Below are 20,112 nucleotides of genomic sequence, written 5' to 3'. Positions count from 1 at the left end.
ATTGTAATTTATTTAATTTTTAAACATAATTATTGTAAAGTTTAATATATTTATTGTTAATAATTAATTAATTTATATTTTTATAATCTAACTTTTAATTTAACTAAGTATGAAAAAAATTTCTTATGTTAGGAACAAATTGAGGAAATATGGTATGCACTATGTGTTATCATGTCTTCTATTGGTTTCTTTTGTGGGTTTACAAGCCCAAACAGTCTCAAGTTATAGTTTTTCTCAGTCTAACGGAATTTATAACCCTATTTCTGGAGGAACTAATATGGTTTTGCTATCTACCGCTACGTCCGGTTTTGATGGTCAAATTTTTCACAATAGTTCAGGTGGAATCAACGGTACAACAACTTCAGGAAGTTACAATGCATTTCCGATTGGTTTTAATTTTAATTATCGTGGAGTTACTTATGATGGCTTTTTCATAGGTACTGACGGATATATTAAACTAGGATCTACAACCGGAACAACAACCGCATCAGCATACAGTACTCCTATATCAACAACTACAACTGGAACGGATAATATCATTTCGGCATTTGGTGGAGATTTAGCAGGTGGGCTCAGGGCTGCAAGTGCAACACGTACATCAGGATCTCCCACATTTACGCTTACAGGAACAAGTACTGCAATGGCTGGAAGTGTTTTAGTAGGGATGCGGATTGTAGGATCAGGTATTCCTGCTGGAACAACAGTAACAGCAGTGTCAGGTAATAATATTACGATATCAGCTAACGCAACATCAAGTTCAACATCCGCCACTGCTTTTTTTGTTGATCCTGATAATATTTCATATGTTACTACTGGAGCTCCGGGGTCAAGGGTTCTTACTGTCCAGTGGAAAAATGTCCAAAGGTGGGCCGGTGTGGGAGATGTTTTAAACTTCCAGATTAAGTTATATGAGGGGACAAACATTGTTGAAACGGTTTATAATAACACGGCTTCTACCCAGGTTACAACATCTTCAACCGTGCAGGTTGGTTTAAAAGGGGCTTCCAATGCAGATTTTAATAATCGTTTGGGGACAGGAGCAACCGCATGGTCTGCATCTGCGCCAGGTACAGCCAATAATTCTACAATTGCCTTTCAGGGGGCGGCTGCTACGGGAGGAGAAATAGTTCCTGCGAGCGGGCTAACTTTCACATGGACGCCACCAGTGCCTTGTACAGGTACTCCTACGGCGGGTACTGTAACACCTGCTTCCCAAACTTTGGTTAATGGTCAAGTGCCTGCTGTATTAATGCTATCAGGATTTAGTGCGGGAGTATCAGGACTTACCTTCCAATGGCAGGAATCTTCTGATAATTCAAACTGGGTTAATGTTACTGGAGGTACAGGTGCAACTACTTCTGTTTATACGCCTGTTGCATTTGCCGGTGCTATGATGTATTATAGATGTGTGGTAACTTGCTCGAATTCTGCATTGTCAGCAAATTCTAATTCTGTAATGATTTCTTCATGCGCTCAATCCACAGATTTTATTCAGAATTTTGATACACTTACAACACCTGCTTTACCAACTTGTTGGGCAAAGGTTGGAACTACTGGTACTGTTAATACCCAAGCAGGTACTTTTGGTTCTTCTCCAAATGTTCTTTATATTTATTCTAGTACTACAAGTGATATTGCTATGGTGGCAATGCAGCCTGTGAGTACACTCCAATCTGGTCTGTATAGATTAAGATTCAAGGCCAGAGCAAATTTCACCGTGGGTGGTGTTGTTCAGGTAGGTTATCTTACTAATCCTACAAACCAATCTACATTTACATCTTTAGGTTCATTTACCACAACAAGTACAACCGTTGCTGATAATTTTGTATTAAATAATATAACAGCACCAGCTGGGGTTACAACTTTAGCATTTAGGCATACGGGAAGTCCTGCAAATAGTATTTTAATTGATGATGTTATTTATGAATTAATACCTTCATGTCTAGAGCCTTCAGCCGTCACCGTTCCGGCAGCAAATATAAACCCTCTGTCTGCAGATATTACCTGGACTGCACCAACGACTGCACCAGCAAATGGATATGATATCTACTATAGTACGACTAATACTCCTCCAATTGCTACAACTACACCTTCTACAACAACCACTTCTACAAGTGTAACTTTAACGGGATTAAATCCTTCCACAACGTATTACGTATGGGTGAGATCTAATTGTAGTGTTTCAGATCAAAGTGTTTGGATATCTGTTTCATTTACCACCAAAACCTTCTGTCCTGCTGTTACGGCTCCGGCTACAGGAGCTACAGGTGTTTCAACAATGCCAACAATCACATGGACGGCTGTAACGGGAGCAACAGGTTACCGGTTATCTGTAGGAACTACTTCCGGAGGAACAGATGTTTTAAATAATGTTGATCTGGGAAATGTAACATCATATACTTTCGCTACAGCACTTAATAATTCTACAATTTACTATTATACTTTAAATGCTTATAACGGTGGTATTACTTCAGCATCATGTACAGTAAGAAACTTTACTACTGCGTGTGTTGCTACCAGTGTTCCTTATACTCAGGATTTTGAAAGCGTAACAACACCTGCCATTCCATCTTGTACGTCATTGGAAAATGCAGGTACAGGTAATAACTGGACTACAAGTTCTCCAGCTGCTAATGGCTTTACCAGTAAAACTTTAACTTATGTATATAATTTCAGTAATGCAGCGAACGCTTGGTTTTATACTCAGGGAATTAACTTAACGGCAGGTGTTTCTTATAGGATTAAGTACCGATATGGTAATAATAGTACAACTTATATTGAAAAATTAAAAGTTGCTTATGGTGGCTCTGCTAGCAGTGCAGGTATGACAAATGCCCTAGCTGATCATCCGAATATTAATACTGCAACGTCAATAAGTAACTATGTAGACTTTACTCCGTCCGCTTCAGGTGTTTATTATTTTGGATTTAATGCATATTCTGCAAGTAATCAATTTAACTTATACGTAGATGATATTAATATTGATTTGACACCGACGTGTTCAGAACCATCGGCTATTACTGTTCCGGCTACAAATATAAACCCGCTGTCTGCAGATGTTACCTGGACTGCACCAACGACTGCACCAGCAAATGGATATGATATCTATTATAGTACGACTAATACTCCTCCAATTGCTGCAACTACACCTTCTACGACAACCACTTCTACAAGTGTAACTTTGACGGGATTAAATCCTTCCACAACGTATTACGTATGGGTGAGATCTAATTGTAGTGTTTCAGATCAAAGTGTTTGGACCTCTGTTGTTTCGTTTACCACCAAAACCTTCTGTCCTGCCGTTACGGCTCCGGCTACAGGAGCTGCAGATGTTTCAACAATGCCAACAATCACATGGACGGCTGTAACGGGAGCAACAGGTTACCGGTTATCTGTAGGAACTACTTCCGGAGGAATAGATGTTTTGGATAATGTTGATCTGGGAAATGTAACATCATATACTTTCGCTACAGCACTTAATAATTCTACAATTTACTATTATACTTTAAATGCTTATAACGGTGGTATTACTTCAGCATCATGTACAGTAAGAAACTTTACGACAGCTTGTCCAGTTGCGGTACCTACCTACACTAATGACTTCGCTTCAGGTGCAGGATCATGTACTTCAATTGTTTCAGGTGGTTCTCCTACCGGAACTGCACCAACAGGAACAACAGCATACTGGGTTGCTGATGGGTTTTTGAATAATGGTACTACGGGAGCTATAAGAATGAATTTATATTCTGTAAACAGAGCCGGATGGCTGAGAATGCCAGCTATGAATCTTTCCGCAGGAGGCTATAGAGTAAAATTTGATTATGGGGTTACAACTTTTTCAGGTACTACATCTTCCGCAATGGGTTCTGACGATATTGTTCAGTTCGTAGTATCTCAAGACGGAGGAGCAACCTGGACTGTTTTGCAAACTTGGAACAACGCTAACGGTCCTTCCAATACAACAAATGCGTATTCTTTGGATTTGACAGGTTACATGGGTGCTAATACGATTTTTGCTTTCTATGGAAATGATGGGACAATAGATGATGCTCAGGATTATAATTTCTATATTGATAATTTTGTGGTTGAACCAATGTCAACATTGTCTACTTCGGAAATTACTACTAAAAACAATATAAAAGTATATCCAAACCCATTCACTGAAGTGTTAAACATCTCTGATGCTTCTAACGTGAAAAATGTTTTGGTAACAGATATTGCAGGAAGATTGGTGAAAACTATTGCAAATCCAGGTAAAGAACTTCATTTGGGAGAATTGAAACAAGGATTGTATTTAGTAACTTTAGAAATGATAGATGGTTCTAAGCAAACTATTAAAACAATTAAAAAATAAATATTATTTTAACCTTATAAAAAGTAGCGGCTATTTTAGTCGCTATTTTTATTTCTGTAGATAGGTCGAATTTTTTCTAATAATTATGAAAAGAACAAGATTATTAGGATTGTTAAAATGGTAATAAAAGTTAATTTTGAAATAGATTTTAATCAGTATTAATAACCTTTTATGATAATTTTTAAATTAAATTCAGGGTATATTTTTAGTATATATTCTTCGTATTATATTTATTGTTATTTTTTTTAAAAAAAAGTGGTAGTAAAAGTATTGAAATAATAACATTATTCATAAATTCGTGTTATAATCAGCAAAAATAAATTTATGACAAAATTTCTACTCTCATGCTTAATGCTTTTAAGTATGATGCTTCATGCACAAATAACTTTGGGTGCAGGAAGTACAAATGTCGGTACTGCCCCCATCAGTACATATTACGGCTATTCTTACACACAGCAGATTTTCACAAAACAGGAAATCAATGCCAGCGCAGCAGGAAACATTACAGGATTAAAGTTTTATCTGGATCCTGCGATGTCTATTGCGAGCTCATCACAATGGGTGGTATATTTGGGACAAACTTCCAAAACAACATTTGCATCAGATTCAGACTGGATTCCCCTTTCTCAGATGACGCAGGTTTTTTCGGGAACAGTTACCAATAATAATGGTGTTATTGAAATTACTTTCTCGGCTCCTTTCCCTTATGATAATGTTGCTAACCTTGTTGTTGCAGCTGAAGAAAACTCATCAGGTTATGACAGCAATGATTTTGATGAAGTAATGTATGTTTATCCGGGAGCCGCAAATTCTACCCTGAACTATAAAGATGATTACAACGATCCCGATCCTGCTTCTCCACCTGCAACCGGAGATTTGAAAAATTATAAATCCGTTACCACTTTTGAAGGGCTTGTTCCTAATCCGATTCCAGGGTGCCCATTAGTTTCTTATCCTTCAAATAACTCAACTTTTATTCCTTTAACTCCAACATTTACTTGGGGTAACCCTCCCGGAGCTACAGGATATAAAGTATCTCTCGGTACAACTTCCGGTGGAACTGATGTAGCCAACCAGGTGGCTGTAACTACCAACAGCTTTACACCGGCAGCACCACTTGCTCCCAATACAACGCTTTATTTAAAAGTTGTGGCTGTAGGGACAGGAGGAGAATCTTCAGGTTGCTCCGAAATAATGTTTACAACAGCACCGCCGCCGCCTGCTAATGATGAATGTGCTACTGCCATTACTCTACCGGTAAATCCTGATCTCAATTGTAGTACTGTAACTGCGGGTTATACTATTGGTGCTACAGATTCAGGGTTGGTACCTGATCCATGCTATGGAAACCCTGATGATGATGTATGGTTTAAATTCGTAGCAACTGCTACAAACCATAAAATATCTCTTTTAAATATTCAATCGGTAGGAACTTCAACAAGTGACGATACGTATTTCCAGGTATTCAGTGGTGGATGTGGAGCATTGTCCAGCATCTTCTGTTCAGATCCTGCTTCAGGTATTGTTACAGGTCTTACAGTGGGAGAAACATATTGGGTAAGAGTATATAGCTATTATGGCCCAGGAAGCAATCAGAGTTTCGATATCTGTGTAGGAACATTACCATCAACTCCTGCTAATGATGATTGTAGTGGAGCTCTTGTTGCAGCCACATTCCCATATACCTTCACTCAGAATGATGCAGAAGTGGATACAAACAATGCCGGTAACATTACTGCTTGTACTGATGGTATGAATGATGGTACATGGTTTACCTTTGTAGGAGATGGAGATACTTTTAATATTACGGTTACTATGCCTGCTGGAAGCAGTTTTGATCCTCAAATCGGTGTATTTAGCGGAACCTGCTCTGCTTTATCATGTGAGGATACAGAAGACTCTGGCTATGCAGGAGGCACTGAAACAATTTCTATACCTACACTTTCAGGAAATACTTATTACGTAAATGTTGGGCATTACAGCGATTCTTTTGATTATCCGGAAGAAGCTTTCACGATAGACATTACCAAAGGTGTGCTGGGAACTTCCGATGTAAAGGCAGAAAAGAAAAATATCAAACTATATCCTAATCCTTTTACTGATGTGGTAAATATCACAGATGCAGCCAATGTGAAATCAATTGTTGTTTCAGATATTTCAGGAAGACAGTTGAGAGTAATTGATAACCCCGCAACTTCAGTTCATTTGGGAGAACTAAAGCAAGGATTGTATTTGTTAACACTTGTCATGAAAGATGGTTCTAAACAAACGATCAAGACAATAAAAAAATAACAACAAAATGGTACAATTAAAGGCGATCTCACAGATCGCCTTTTTTTATTTAACAGTGAAAATTTTAATTAAATTATCTGTTTTCAGGAACAGGTTGTAAATCTCCGGTATTAAGACTCTCAAAAACCGCAGGGAAGAAAGTAACGAGAATGAAATAAATAATGACCATTAATACAATTAAAGAAAACAGTATAACTACTAAAGTGTTGGGCTTATTTTTCTTTTGTGGTTCCATGATGTTGGTATTTAGTTAATAGATATATTATAATATTTTACACTAAGCTAATTTCTTGCCACATTGTTTACAGTATCTCGCATCATCATCAATATCTTCATTTCCACAACGATCGCATATCTTTTCAAGATTCTGTCTCTTATTCCGCATTTCCGCGGTTACTATTCCTGTAGGCACAGCGATGATGGAATAACCGGCGAGCATAAGGATGACTGCAAAAAACTTTCCCATAGGCGTAATCGGAGAAACATCACCATAGCCAACAGTAGTTACAGTTACCACCGCCCAGTAAATAGATTGCGGGATCGTTTCAAACCCGGGCCTTCCGCCCTCCACCATAAACATCATGGAACCCACAATTACCGAAAAGATGATCAGGAACAACAGGAAAATATAAATTTTTCTTGAGCTGTTCTTTAATGCCCTTACAATGACAAAACCGTCATTCATAAAATCCATCAGGTTGAATACCCTGAAAACCCGAAGCATTCTCAGCATCCTGAAAATCAGAAAATATTTGGTAACCGGAAAGAAAAAACTCAGATAAAACGGAATCAACGCTAAAAAATCAATAATGCCGAAAAAGCTGAAAACATAATGGCGTTTATTTTTTACGACAGCAATTCTTGCAGCATATTCTATAGAGAATAAAACGGAAATAATCCATTCCAGGATAAGAAACGTATAATGGTACCTTTTATCAAGCAAAGGAATACTTTCCATCATGATAATAGCGGTACTTATTAAAATAAGCAATAGAAGAATGATATCAAACAATTTTCCAAGCTTCGTATCAGAGCGGTAAATAATTCTGTAGAGATACCGTTTCCACCATGCATCTTCCGGAACAAGATTATGTTCTCTTTCCATTTAACGTTTTTTTAAATATAACAAATTATCCTTACTTTCGTAACAAACATACAGAATAAAATGAAAATCAGAGAGGTCATTTCAAAAATAGAAAAGCGGATTCCCCTACAGCTGGCAGAAGATTTTGATAATGTAGGACTACTTTGTGGTTCCTGGGACCGTGATGTAAGCGGGATTCTGATCTGCCACGATGCCCTTGAAAATGTGGTTGATGAGGCAATTCATAAAAACTGTAATCTCATTGTGTGTTTTCATCCCATTATTTTTTCAGGGTTAAAATCGTTAACAGGCAAAAATTATGTAGAAAAAGCAGTTATTAAAGCCATTGAAAACAAAGTGGCCATTTACGCCATTCATACTGCTTTCGACAATGATTTTTTTGGAGTTAATGCCGGAATCTGTCAGCAGCTCGGACTTAAAAACCTTAAAATTCTCCAGCCTAAAAAGAATGACCTGAAGCAGCTCACCGTTTTCGTTCCGAAAGAATATTCTGAAAAAGTAAGGGAAGCGCTTTTCGCTGCAGGAGCAGGCAGTATCGGTTTTTATGATGAATGCAGCTTCACCGTAAACGGAAACGGAACTTTCCGCCCGAAAGAAGGTTCAGATCCCTTTTCTGGGCAGCAGGGAATCCGGGAGAATGCAGATGAAGATATGATTTCCGTTATTTTTGAAGGATACAAACAGGGACAGGTGGTTGCTGCAATGAAATCGGCGCATCCTTATGAAGAGGTGGCGCATCAGATTTACAGTCTGGATAACACGAATCATTATACCGGCCTGGGCATGTACGGAGATTTTCAGGAACCAATGGATGAGGTGGTTTTTTTGAAATTTGTTAAAGAAAAATTTAATCTTCAAGTCATCCGGCATTCTGATTTCACAGGCAAAAACATAAAAAGAGTAGGCGTTCTGGGAGGCTCGGGAGCAAGTGGCATCAGGTCTGCAATCTCCAAAAAATGTGATGCTTATCTCACAGGTGATGTAAAATACCATGATTTTTTCCTTGCCGAATCGAAAATGATGATTTGCGATATCGGCCATTTCGAATCAGAACAATTTGTTACTCAACAATTATTTGAAATTTTTTCACAAAAATTTAGTACATTTGCAATCTCAAAATCTATTGAGAAAACAAACCCGGTAAATTATTTCATTTAAAATATGGCAAAAACCAACGATATTTCAGTTGAAGAAAAGTTAAGAGCTTTATACGATTTGCAGATCATTGATTCCAGATTGGACGAAATCCGAAATACAAGAGGAGAATTGCCAATCGAAGTAGAAGATCTTGAAATTGAAATCGAAGGTCTTGAGAAAAGAGCTGAAAAATTTCATGCAGAGATCAAAGATCAGGATGATCAGATCAAAACCAAGCATGAAGTTATCAACCATGCAAAAGCTTTAATTGAAAAATACAAATCTCAGCAGGATAATGTAAGAAACAATAAAGAGTTTGAAGCATTAAGCAAAGAGATTGAATATCAGGAGCTTGAAATTCAGCTTGCTGAAAAAAGAATCAAAGAATTCGGCGCTAAAATCAGCCACAAAAACGAAACGCTGGATGAGCTGAACGCAAAAATCGACGATCTTAGAAACCACCTGAAATTCAAAAAAGAAGAATTGGAAGGCTTAATCTCTGAAACTCAGAAAGAAGAAGAATATCTTATTGAGCAGTCTAAAGAATTTGCTGCTAAAATCGACGAAAGATTGCTGGCTTCGTACAACAGAATCAGAACCAATTCTCCAAATGGTCTTGCAGTAGTAGGATTGGAAAGAGGGGCACCAAAAGGATCATTCTTCACGATTCCCCCTCAAAAGCAGATGGAAATCGCTCAGAGAAAGAAAATCATTATTGATGAGCATTCAGGAAAAATTCTTGTGGATGACGAATTGGTAATGGAAGAAAACGAAAAAATGAAATCGGTCATTAAGTTTTAATAACAACGATTTTTCAGAATATAGAGCTGTCTCATTTGAGGCAGCTTTTTTTGTGTCATTGCGAGGAGCGTTGCGACGATGCAATCTTTTGTTCAAGAAGTCATTGAACATGTTGAAAAATTGAAATTCTATACTGTAATAAGTTACGCTCCGAATGACAATTTACATTCATAATGAATTCTAAATGGATAAATAAAGTTAAAAAGTAATAAAGTCAAGAATATAATTCTCATCACAAAGAATTATTGTTTTTAGCATTTGATTTCTTTTTATATTTACTCCCGAAAAACACAATCGCTTATCTTCTCAAGTTGTTAAATAAATGAAAGGTATTGGATTAATATTCATTGTTGATTCATTATTAAAATATGTTGCAACAGAAGGGCAGGACTAAACCGAAAACCTGTCTCCGAAGGGAAAGCCGGAGTTTCACTGTTGAATTTTTAGCAAAATAAGTAGGTGAAAAAAAATTATTTAAGAAATGAAAAAATTTAAAAAATTAACCCGTGAAGACCTTAAAACAGTAAAGGCAGGACAGGTCTGGATTGCAGTTACCAAATGTGGTTTTACAGCAACAACTACTCAAAATTGGACCGCTGAACAAGCAAATGCTTGGGTTGATGAAATTGAAAAAAATTACTGTAAAACTCCTACTTATTCGGGGTCTGATGCTCAACATTTAGCATCTAATCTTAACTAAAACAAATTAAGCACTTATAGTGGGAATTATTCTACTATAAGTGTATTTATAGATTAATGATAGCTCTTATGAATTACCATAAAAAAATATTTCAACTTTTAATATTATTATACAGTGTAGTATATTATACTCAATCATACAAAGAGGATAGTTTAAGAGCCGAATTTACCTATCGATTAAGAGCTAAGTTCGATAAACGAACAGACAATCGATATGAAGAATTATTCACCTTACAGGTAGGAAACAGACGTGCATTTTTTGCAAGTGCTACATCATTGAAAGGAGATTCTGTAATGGAAAATTTAAGAGTTACGACAAAAAATTATGATGGTAGTATAACTCTTAGCTATAAGGACGAGGTGGTTATTCCAAAGACAAATTTCAACTTTACCATCATCCAGACCAATGAAAATGTACAATATTTTGATTCCGCAGCAATGTCACTATTTACCTACAAGCAACCTGTAATATCAAACTGGGAGCTTGCAGATGAAACCAAAATAATTAATACCATTACCTGTAAAAAAGCGAAAGTGAAGTTTAAAGGAAGAAACTGGATTGCATGGTATGCTACGGAAATCCCGCTTCCGTATGGTCCTATGAAATTTAGCGGTTTGCCGGGATTAATCATCAAAATAACAGACGAAAAAGAGGATTTTGACTTTGAACTGGTAAAATCACTGCCCACCTCTCAACTGAAAGGCAAGTTCATTAATATTAAAAAAAGCAGATATACCGGAGCTATAGAAACAACGCAGGCTAAATTAAAACAGGCACAAAAAACAGCAGATGAAAATGCTGCAGCTGTTCTGGCAAGCTACGGAACAACGATTATAAAAGGGGAGGAAATGATAAAGCAAAGAGAGAAAGCAAGAGAGGAAAATGAAAAATATAAAAATCCCTTAGAATTGGAAAACTAAAAAACCGCCTCAGAGAAGCGGTTCCTATTTTATTCCTGATGTCCGTACATTTTATTGTAAAGATCAATGAATTTCTCCTTAATCGCTTTTCTTTTCAGCTTTAAAGTAGGGGTTAAAAGTCCGGAATCAATACTCCAGATTTCAGGGGTAAGCTCAATTTTTTTGATCTGTTCCCAGTTTCCGAGATGTTCATTCGTACTTTCGATTTCTTTTTCAATCCTTTCTTTAAGCTCCTTACTGTTGGCAATTTCCTGTGGTGTAGAACCAATATTAAGGTTATTTCTCTGAGCCCAGCTTTTAGCAAACTCAAAATCTGGCTGTATCAGTGCAGTAGGCATTTTTTCACCATCACCAACTACCATAATCTGCTCGATAAACTTCGATGCTTTTGCAAGGTTTTCAATAGTTTGAGGAGCAATATATTTTCCTCCGGAAGTTTTGAACATCTCTTTTTTACGGTCGGTAATCTGAAGGAATCCATCACTGTCAATATGCCCGATATCTCCTGTTTTAAAGAATCCGTCTTCAGTAAAAACTTCTTTTGTCATTTCCTCATTTTTAAAATACCCTTTAAAAACAGAAGGCCCTTTCACGGTAATTTCTCCGTCTTCCTGAATTTTCACCTGAACATTGTCTAAAGGAAGCCCAACCGTTCCTATCTTCATTTTCCCGAAGGCATTTACCGAAATAACCGGTGAAGTTTCCGTAAGTCCATATCCTTCCAGAATAGGGATTCCGGCATTCTGAAAAATCAGGTTGAGTCTTGTGGAAAGTGCAGCGGAACCGGAAACCAGCGTGATAATTTCACCGCCCAGTCCTTCACGCCATTTTTTGAAAACAAGCTTGTCCGCTATAATTTCCTGCAATCCCGAAGGTTTGGAAACCGTTTTCTTTTTAGAAACAAGATTCAGAGCCCAGAAAAATATTTTTTGTTTCAGGCCTCCAGCCGAAGAACCTGTTGCATAGATTTTATCATAAACCTTTTCCACAAGCCTTGGCACGACGCTCATATAGTGCGGCTTTACTTCTTTTACGTTTTCCCCCATTTTTTCAATGCTTTCCGCAAAATAAATCGAGAAACCGTTGTATTGGAAAAGATAAAAAAGCATTCTCTCAAAAATATGGCAGATCGGCAAAAAGCTTAATATCCTTGTATCCTTATAATCAAGATTTTTCCTTTTCGGGATTCTCGGGATGGAGCCTAAAACATTGGACACGATATTGTGATGCGTTAGCATAACTCCCTTTGGCTTTCCGGTAGTTCCGGAAGTATAAATAATCGTGGCCAGATCTTCCGGATTGATCGTATTGGAAAGATCTTCAACCTCAATCTGTGTAGAATCGTCTTCTCCAAGGTCAAGCACTTCCTTCCAGTTGGCTGCTCCGCTGATATTTTCAAACGTGAAAATTCCCTGAAGCGAAGGAATATTATGCTTTACTTTTGTTACTTTGTTCAAAAGATCCTTATCAGATAAAAAGCAATATTTAATCTCGGCATTCGTAAAGATAAATTCGTAATCTTCCGGTGAAATGCTTGGATAAACCGGCACGGAAACTACTCCGATCTGGGAAAGCCCAAGATCCATTATAGCCCATTCTGTGCGGGAATTGGTGGTAATGAGCGCAATTTTATCTCCAGGTTTAATACCGAGTTTCAAAAGCCCGCGTGAAATTTTATTAGCCTCATTGATAAATTCCTGAGTAGACGTTTTCTTCCATTGTCCCTGATACTTCGTTACAAACATATCGTTTTTAGGATAGTTTTCTAAAGCATAATGGGGGATATCGAATAATCTCTTTATAGTCATGATGGTATAAGTAATTAGTTAAAGGATTTTAAATATAAGCATTTTTTTTAATTAGCAATACCACATTCTGAAATTTACAATTACTGAAAATTTTGCTGTATTACATATTGCTGTTTTTGATTTTTTATTTAAAATTTAACAAAACTTTAATCAATGTATTTATTTTTTGAAATCTGTTTAATGGCTGATTTCCAGATTATAAGACTTAAATTTCAATTCTGTTTTCAGATTTAATCAAAAAGTGTAAATTAGCGACCATCTAATTATTCAATTTTTATGGACTTTAATTTATCGGAAGAACAGCTGATGATTCAGCAGGCAGCAAGGGATTTTGCACAAAACGAATTATTACCTGAAGTAATAGAAAGAGACCGCGACCAGAAGTTTCCTGCAGAACAGGTAAAGAAAATGGGTGAAATGGGGCTTTTGGGAATGATGGTAGATCCTAAATATGGCGGTGCAGGAATGGACAGTGTTTCTTACGTGTTGGCCATGGAAGAGATCGCAAAAATTGATGCTTCTGCTGCCGTTGTAATGTCTGTAAACAATTCATTGGTATGTGCCGGACTTGAAAAATTTGCTTCTGAAGAACAGAAAGTAAAATATTTGACACCTTTGGCAAGCGGACAGGTAATCGGAGCTTTTGCATTGTCTGAGCCTGAAGCAGGTTCCGATGCCACTTCTCAGAAAACAACCGCAGAAGACAAAGGAGATTACTATTTATTGAATGGTATCAAAAACTGGATCACGAATGGCGGAACAGCAACATATTATATTGTAATCGCACAAACAGATCCTGAGAAAAAACATAAAGGAATCAATGCTTTCATCGTTGAAAGAGGATGGGAAGGATTTGAAATCGGGCCTAAAGAAGACAAGCTGGGAATCAGAGGAAGCGATACGCATTCTTTGATTTTTAATAACGTTAAAATTCCGAAAGAAAACAGAATCGGGGATGACGGTTTCGGGTTCAATTTTGCGATGGCTGTTCTGAACGGAGGAAGAATCGGGATTGCTTCACAGGCTTTAGGTATCGCTTCAGGAGCGTATGAGCTGGCATTAAAATATGCTAAAACAAGAAAGGCTTTTAAAACAGAAATCATCAATCATCAGGCAATCGCATTCAAACTGGCGGATATGGCAACCCAGATCACGGCGGCAAGAATGCTTTGCTTCAAGGCTGCGGTAGAAAAAGATGCCGGAAAAGATATCTCAGAAAGCGGTGCGATGGCAAAATTATATGCATCTCAGGTGGCAATGGATACGACGATTGAAGCAGTACAGATCCACGGTGGATATGGTTATGTAAAGGAATACCACGTGGAAAGAATGATGAGAGACGCTAAAATTACCCAGATTTACGAAGGAACTTCTGAAATCCAGAAGATTGTTATCTCAAGAAGCATTGCAAAGTAATTGCTTACCAATACAATGAAATAGTAAAAGGCTCTCAGAATGGGAGCCTTTTTACTTTCACACGAACCACAAAATATTAATTAATATGTTTGTTTTAACTGTTAATTTGATTACTTTTTTTAATTAAAGTTAAATCATTAGCGTAATAAAATTAATGAAGTAAAATTAGGAATAATGATTTCCGGAATAACGGGATTCTGATTAAAATATTATTAAAATTATCAGAAATATTACTTTTTAAGAATTCTTATCACTAATCTTTCTTTTTTTATAGAAATAATAAACTATTGCTGCAATAACAAATAACGGCCATAGGGGAAGGATAAAAAGGAATATGGAAGTAATCACGCTCCAGCCCGAAGAAATTGCGGCAAAAGACTGCTCACCCAGAGTTTCAGGTTTTTTATCCTCTGCGACAGCTCCTTGCTGACCATAAAGCGTGATGTCGATCTCACACATCGTGTTTTCAACAACATCATGGCCGGAAGTTTCGATGTTCATGTTTTCCACGGTTCCCAGATTGTAATTGAGGTCAGACATAAGATAATCAAATTTCTGAACAGGAACTTTCACTTTCAGATAAGCGGTTTTTTTATCATCATTTTGCAGGGAGACACTTTCACTTCTTACAAAGCCATTGTATTTGGCAACTTCATCCTTTACAATTTCTTTTGCCGTTTCCGCATCATTTACGCTAAGTTCTAATATTCCTTTTTTGATGAATCTGTTCTGCTGAATCAATTCCGGATTTTCTTTCTTGGGAGCATTTTTATAAATGATTTTGGTTTCTTTAATGATTTTCGGTGCAGGAACATTTACCACAATTTTTTCATTTTTATTTGCTGAATCCTTATTTTCGGCTTTTGATTCCAGTTTTACAGAAGAAATTTTATCAGATAAAGAATCCACCATTTTGGAAGTGCTTTCTATTTTATCTTTTACCTCATTTTTAGCGTCATCAAATTCTTTGATTTTAACATTCGCAGAATCCAAAGCAGCATTTGCCTGATCATCAATTTCACTGATTTTTTCCGAAGCGCCCGAAGCAATACTGTCGGCAGAACCGATAGCATTTTCCAGCTGTGATGTTGCAGCTTCTCCCTTTTTACACATGATGAATGTTCCCGATACGGCAACAAGTAAGATGAATTTTTTCATACGATTAATTTTTTCGATGAAGTAAAATTAGGAGTGGAATTATTGTAAAGATTGTAAAAGGATTGTTTTGATGATGTAAATTGATAAAGGTTTAATTTTGAAGGTTTTGTAAAATAAAATTAACGATTATACAATCTGTTTTTCAAATGAATTGAACATGTTCAATAAAAAAAATCCGCAGAAAATTCCACGGATTAAATATCTAAATTAATGATTTCTCATTAAGCATTCCTAAATTCACTGATAAAATGCAGTTTCACATTCGGGAATTTTTCCTGCGTCATATGGATGGTAAAAGATGAGTCTGCAAGAAATACCAATTGGTTGTATTTGTCTCTTGCTAAAAACCGCTGCTTTAATCTCGCAAATTCTTTGAATTCTTCAGACTTTTCATCCGCTTCAACCCAGCACGCCTTATGCATGGAAAGCGGTTCATAAGTACATTTTGCACCATATTCATGTTCCAGACGGTACTGGATTACCTCGTACTGAAGAGCACCCACCGTTCCGATGATTTTTCTGCCGTTCATTTCCAGCGTAAACAGCTGGGCAACTCCCTCGTCCATTAGCTGGTCGATACCTTTTGCCAGTTGCTTTGCTTTTAAAGGATCATTATTATTGATGTATCTGAAATGTTCAGGAGAGAAGCTCGGAATTCCTTTAAAGCTTAATTTTTCACCGCCGGTCAACGTATCTCCAATCCTGAAACTTCCCGTATCATGCAATCCCACAATATCTCCCGGAAAGCTTTCTTCCACTACCTCTTTTTTATCGGCAAAGAAAGCATTAGGTGAAGAGAACTTCATTTTTTTGCCCTCTCTTACCAGCAGATAATTTTCATTTCTTTTAAACGTCCCCGAAACAATTTTTACAAAAGCCAGCCGGTCCCTGTGCTTCGGGTCCATATTCGCATGGATTTTGAAAACAAAGCCGGTAAACTGATTTTCTTCAGGCTTTACCAAACGGGTATCACTCTCTTTAGGCTGAGGCATTGGTGCAATATCAATAAAAGCATCCAGCAATTCGCGAACCCCGAAATTATTCAAAGCAGAACCGAAGAAAACAGGCTGAAGATCGCCCTTCATATAATCTTCACGGTTAAATTCCGGATAAACCGACTGTACAAGATCAAGCTCTTCACGAAGCGTGGCTGCCGCTTTTTCACCGATTAATTCATCAATGGCAGAATCATTAATATCATCAAACTTAACCGCTTCTCCAACCTTCTGTTTCTTCTCTTCCAAAAACAACTGGATGTTGTTTTCCCAGATGTTATAAATGCCCTGGAAATCGCTTCCCATACCGATCGGCAATGAAAGCGGAACAACCGTTAAACCTAATTTCTGCTCCACCTCGTCCAAAAGATCAAAAGCATCCTTACCCTCACGGTCAAGCTTATTAATGAAAACCAGCATCGGGATATTTCGCATCCTGCAAACCTGCACCAGTTTTTCCGTCTGTTCCTCAACCCCTTTGGCAACATCTATTACAACAATTACGGAGTCTACAGCAGTTAACGTTCTGTAAGTATCTTCAGCGAAATCCTTGTGTCCCGGAGTATCCAGGATATTGATTTTATGATCTCTGTATTCAAAAGCAAGCACAGAAGTTGCCACGGAGATCCCTCTCTGCCTTTCAATTTCCATGAAGTCGGAAGTAGCCCCCTTTTTTATTTTGTTGGATTTTACCGCTCCCGCTTCCTGGATGGCCCCTCCGAAAAGAAGCAGCTTTTCCGTAAGCGTAGTCTTTCCGGCATCGGGGTGAGAAATAATCCCGAAAGTTTTTCTTTTCTCTATTTCTTTGATTAAGTCTGACATATCGTATTTTGAAGTTGCAAAAATCGTAATTTTTAATGGAATCTGAAAATGATTTCATTCAGGAAAAAGATCTGCCTATCTAAAAAAATGCAGATATTTCTTGTACTTCATTATTCAAACAATAAAGAAACTTCTCAAAAACTTTTATCTTTGCCCGATAAATCTGAGTATAAAGTATGGAAAACAGCAGGTATCCGAAATTTACATTTACATGGTTGGGCGGGCTTGTACTAGTGGCCGGACTCGTTGTCGGAACCATGGCCGTATCATTTTTTAATATCTTCTGGATGTTTGCTTTTAAGGAAAGCCTCCAATATAAAGACTGGTTTTTTATGCTTTCCAATGCTGCAGGATTTCTTACTGCCATCGCTTTTTTTGATTTTTTTATCGTAAGACCCAACACTGGAAAAAAACTAAATTTTAATTTTTCGCCCACTAATTTCTATACATATCTGTTGATTTTTCCGATGATGTTCGGGATGATGCTCATTGCAGAATTTATTACCTCACAAATACCCACAACAGGACCTTTCTTTGGGGAATACTATGAGTTTTTTACAAAATTAATGGAACAGCTTACCGATGACCCGTTAGTAATGATTATCACTGCAGTAATATGTGCGCCTATTTTTGAAGAAATTGTTTTTCGCGGAATTATTCAGAAAGGCCTTATCAATAAAGGAACAAAACCAGTAAATGCCATTATTATTGCTTCGGTTATTTTTGGTCTGGTACACGCTAATCCCTGGCAGTTTGTAGGCGCTGTTTTACTCGGTTGTGTGCTTGGTTTGGTATACTATAAGACAAAATCTTTACTGTTGCCGATGTTATTGCATGGTTTCAATAATTTATCTTCCACCATATTAATTGCCTACACAAAAAACGAAAGTTTCGCAGATGCTTTCAAAATCCCGGAATGGATGATCCTTGTCGGTGGCATTATACTTTTTTCAGTCTTTTATTATCTTTTCACAAAGAAATATAAAGTGCATTATTCTGAAATTTAGATGTAAAAAACTAATCACCGATAAAGAAGTTGTTGTCTTCTCGTTTTAAAAAAATAAAAATTAAATAAAAAAAGAATGGAGTTACTGGTAGCAACCCACAATTTGCACAAAAAAGAAGAAATTCAGCAGATTTTGGGCAATGATTTTGTCGTAAAAAGCCTTACAGATTATAACATCTATGATGAAATTGTGGAAGACGGGGATTCGTTTAATGCCAATGCTTTGATTAAGGCTAAATATTGCTTCGAAAAAACAGGGATTCCAAGCTTAGGAGACGATAGCGGTCTGGTTGTTGAAGCGTTGGACGGCAGGCCGGGAATATTTTCCGCACGGTATGCAGGTGATCACGATTTTGCAAAAAATATTGAAAAAGTATTGAATGAAATGGAAAGTGTAGAAAACCGGAAAGCGTATTTCGTCACTGTTTTATGCTATTACGATGAAAGCGGAGCAAAATATTTCGACGGAAGAGTGCATGGAAATCTATTAAATGAAAATAAAGGTTTCAAAGGTTTCGGCTACGATCCGATTTTCGTTCCTGAAGGCTATGATAAAACGTTTGCCGAAATGGAGTCACAGCATAAAAATAAAATCAGCCACAGAAAACAGGCCTTGGATTTGTTCCTGGATTTTCTTAAAACTCATTAGGTTAATATTGAGAGTTAAATCTGTTAAAATTTGGATTGATTTAAATTGAATAAGTAATATTAATAATAGTCTATGTTAAAGTACTCTGCAAAATTTTGAACCTTATAAAATCAAAAAATTCACCGTAACCTAAAGAAAATGACTATTTACTTAAAAACATTTTAAACATTAAATATTTCTTTGTTTTCTTTTCAATACACAATTGTTATTAAAAAAACAACCGTATAGAATATCCCTTATCCCAAATGCAGTTTATGCAGAGAAACCCACTTTCCCCACCTAAAAGTTTCCATAAAACCCAATCATCCACTGTAAGCCACCGGTCTCCCGCCCTCCAGTTCTCCCTTCTCCCTTTTTCCTTTTTCCTATTCTTTAATAAAATTAATCCATCGTACTCCCAGGGAGTTACGATTAAATATTACCTAAAAGTAAATTTTATGTTAAATAAACTTGTTTTGTAATGGATAAAGTTTTTATCTTTGCCCCACTGAAAACGCAAGGAAGTAGGTAGCGCAGGGAAGCCTTTTAGGAGGCATAAAATTATAAACTCTTACACGGGGTACAGTCAGAAACTTTTACAATTTTTTTATAAAAAAACTTGTGGGTGAAAAAAAGATGAGTATCTTTGCAGTCCGGTAAAACGGGGCGCAGGAGTTGGATTGGCAGAATAGGGGATGAGGGATTAAGGTTACTAAAAAAACTTTAAAATTTTCTTCAGAACATTTGGCTGAATCAAAAATAATTTTTACTTTTGCACTCGCAAATACGGAGCATACACTGACAGAAAGAAGGCTTCGTAAGAAAGCGGAAGAAATGAAGATCATTGACATACAATATAACAACCAAGTAAGGAAAAACTAAAGCGTTAAAAAACTTTGAGAGAGACAGACAAACATACAATGGAGAGTTTGATCCTGGCTCAGGATGAACGCTAGCGGGAGGCCTAACA

At 37.0% G+C, this 20,112-nt stretch carries 14 protein-coding genes; 9 read left to right on the top strand and 5 right to left on the bottom strand.

What is annotated here, in order from left to right; translation table 11 throughout:
• Positions 1-109: 109 nt before the first annotated feature.
• Together SOP96_RS01635 and SOP96_RS01630 are read left to right on the top strand one after the other, a co-directional pair.
• Positions 110-4,354: a fibronectin type III domain-containing protein gene (locus SOP96_RS01635; RefSeq protein ID WP_326319491.1), complete on the top strand. Its 4,245-nt coding sequence runs from the start codon at positions 110-112 to the stop codon at positions 4,352-4,354.
• Positions 4,355-4,678: 324 nt separating this feature from the next.
• Positions 4,679-6,646, top strand: coding sequence for a T9SS type A sorting domain-containing protein (locus SOP96_RS01630; RefSeq protein ID WP_326319490.1), 1,968 nt, complete (start codon positions 4,679-4,681; stop codon positions 6,644-6,646).
• A gap of 73 nt (positions 6,647-6,719) precedes the next feature.
• On the opposite strand, the gene SOP96_RS01625 is transcribed toward SOP96_RS01630, so the two are convergent.
• Both SOP96_RS01625 and SOP96_RS01620 read right to left on the bottom strand, forming a co-directional pair.
• Positions 6,720-6,881, bottom strand: coding sequence for a hypothetical protein (locus SOP96_RS01625; protein WP_326319489.1), 162 nt, complete (start codon positions 6,879-6,881; stop codon positions 6,720-6,722).
• Positions 6,882-6,923: 42 nt separating this feature from the next.
• Positions 6,924-7,751, bottom strand: a complete 828-nt coding sequence (locus tag SOP96_RS01620; protein WP_326319488.1) for an ion transporter — start codon at positions 7,749-7,751, stop codon at positions 6,924-6,926.
• A gap of 60 nt (positions 7,752-7,811) precedes the next feature.
• Here SOP96_RS01620 and SOP96_RS01615 point away from each other — a divergent pair, with 60 nt between their 5' ends.
• The 4 genes from SOP96_RS01615 to SOP96_RS01600 all read left to right on the top strand — a co-directional run bounded on the left by SOP96_RS01615 (position 7,812) and on the right by SOP96_RS01600 (position 11,309).
• Entirely contained in the window at positions 7,812-8,909 is a 1,098-nt protein-coding gene (locus tag SOP96_RS01615) for a Nif3-like dinuclear metal center hexameric protein (protein WP_326319487.1), read from the top strand.
• A 3-nt stretch (positions 8,910-8,912) separates the two neighbouring features.
• The gene (locus SOP96_RS01610) at positions 8,913-9,689 is read left to right on the top strand and encodes a zinc ribbon domain-containing protein (protein ID WP_326319486.1); all 777 of its coding nucleotides are present in this window, start codon (positions 8,913-8,915) and stop codon (positions 9,687-9,689) included.
• A gap of 481 nt (positions 9,690-10,170) precedes the next feature.
• Complete coding sequence (locus SOP96_RS01605) at positions 10,171-10,389, top strand: bacteriocin-like protein (RefSeq protein ID WP_326319485.1); 219 nt, start codon at positions 10,171-10,173, stop codon at positions 10,387-10,389.
• Positions 10,390-10,457: 68 nt separating this feature from the next.
• On the top strand, positions 10,458-11,309 hold the full coding sequence (locus SOP96_RS01600; protein WP_326319484.1) for a GLPGLI family protein: 852 nt from the start codon (positions 10,458-10,460) through the stop codon (positions 11,307-11,309).
• Positions 11,310-11,338: 29 nt separating this feature from the next.
• Here the strand turns inward: SOP96_RS01600 and SOP96_RS01595 are convergent, their stop codons facing one another.
• The gene (locus SOP96_RS01595) at positions 11,339-13,117 is read right to left on the bottom strand and encodes an AMP-dependent synthetase/ligase (RefSeq protein ID WP_326319483.1); all 1,779 of its coding nucleotides are present in this window, start codon (positions 13,115-13,117) and stop codon (positions 11,339-11,341) included.
• A gap of 276 nt (positions 13,118-13,393) precedes the next feature.
• Between SOP96_RS01595 and SOP96_RS01590 the strand changes: the two genes are divergently transcribed.
• A complete protein-coding gene (locus tag SOP96_RS01590; RefSeq protein ID WP_326319482.1) occupies positions 13,394-14,533 on the top strand; it encodes an acyl-CoA dehydrogenase in 1,140 nt (379 codons plus the stop codon).
• Between the two features lie 237 nt (positions 14,534-14,770).
• Here SOP96_RS01590 and SOP96_RS01585 read toward each other — a convergent pair whose 3' ends face one another.
• Positions 14,771-15,691: a DUF4349 domain-containing protein gene (locus tag SOP96_RS01585; protein WP_326319481.1), complete on the bottom strand. Its 921-nt coding sequence runs from the start codon at positions 15,689-15,691 to the stop codon at positions 14,771-14,773.
• Between the two features lie 221 nt (positions 15,692-15,912).
• Complete coding sequence (locus tag SOP96_RS01580) at positions 15,913-17,508, bottom strand: peptide chain release factor 3 (protein WP_326319480.1); 1,596 nt, start codon at positions 17,506-17,508, stop codon at positions 15,913-15,915.
• A gap of 176 nt (positions 17,509-17,684) precedes the next feature.
• Between SOP96_RS01580 and SOP96_RS01575 the strand changes: the two genes are divergently transcribed.
• Complete coding sequence (locus SOP96_RS01575) at positions 17,685-18,515, top strand: CPBP family intramembrane glutamic endopeptidase (RefSeq protein WP_326319479.1); 831 nt, start codon at positions 17,685-17,687, stop codon at positions 18,513-18,515.
• Positions 18,516-18,590: 75 nt separating this feature from the next.
• Complete coding sequence (gene rdgB, locus SOP96_RS01570) at positions 18,591-19,163, top strand: RdgB/HAM1 family non-canonical purine NTP pyrophosphatase (RefSeq protein ID WP_326319478.1); 573 nt, start codon at positions 18,591-18,593, stop codon at positions 19,161-19,163.
• Positions 19,164-20,112: the final 949 nt, after the last annotated feature.

The organism is Chryseobacterium salviniae (assembly GCF_035819015.1).
Taxonomy (GTDB): Bacteria; Bacteroidota; Bacteroidia; order Flavobacteriales; family Weeksellaceae; genus Chryseobacterium; species Chryseobacterium salviniae.
Note: the sequence above shows the minus strand (reverse complement) of the source record. Positions and strands in the feature narration are given on the sequence as shown.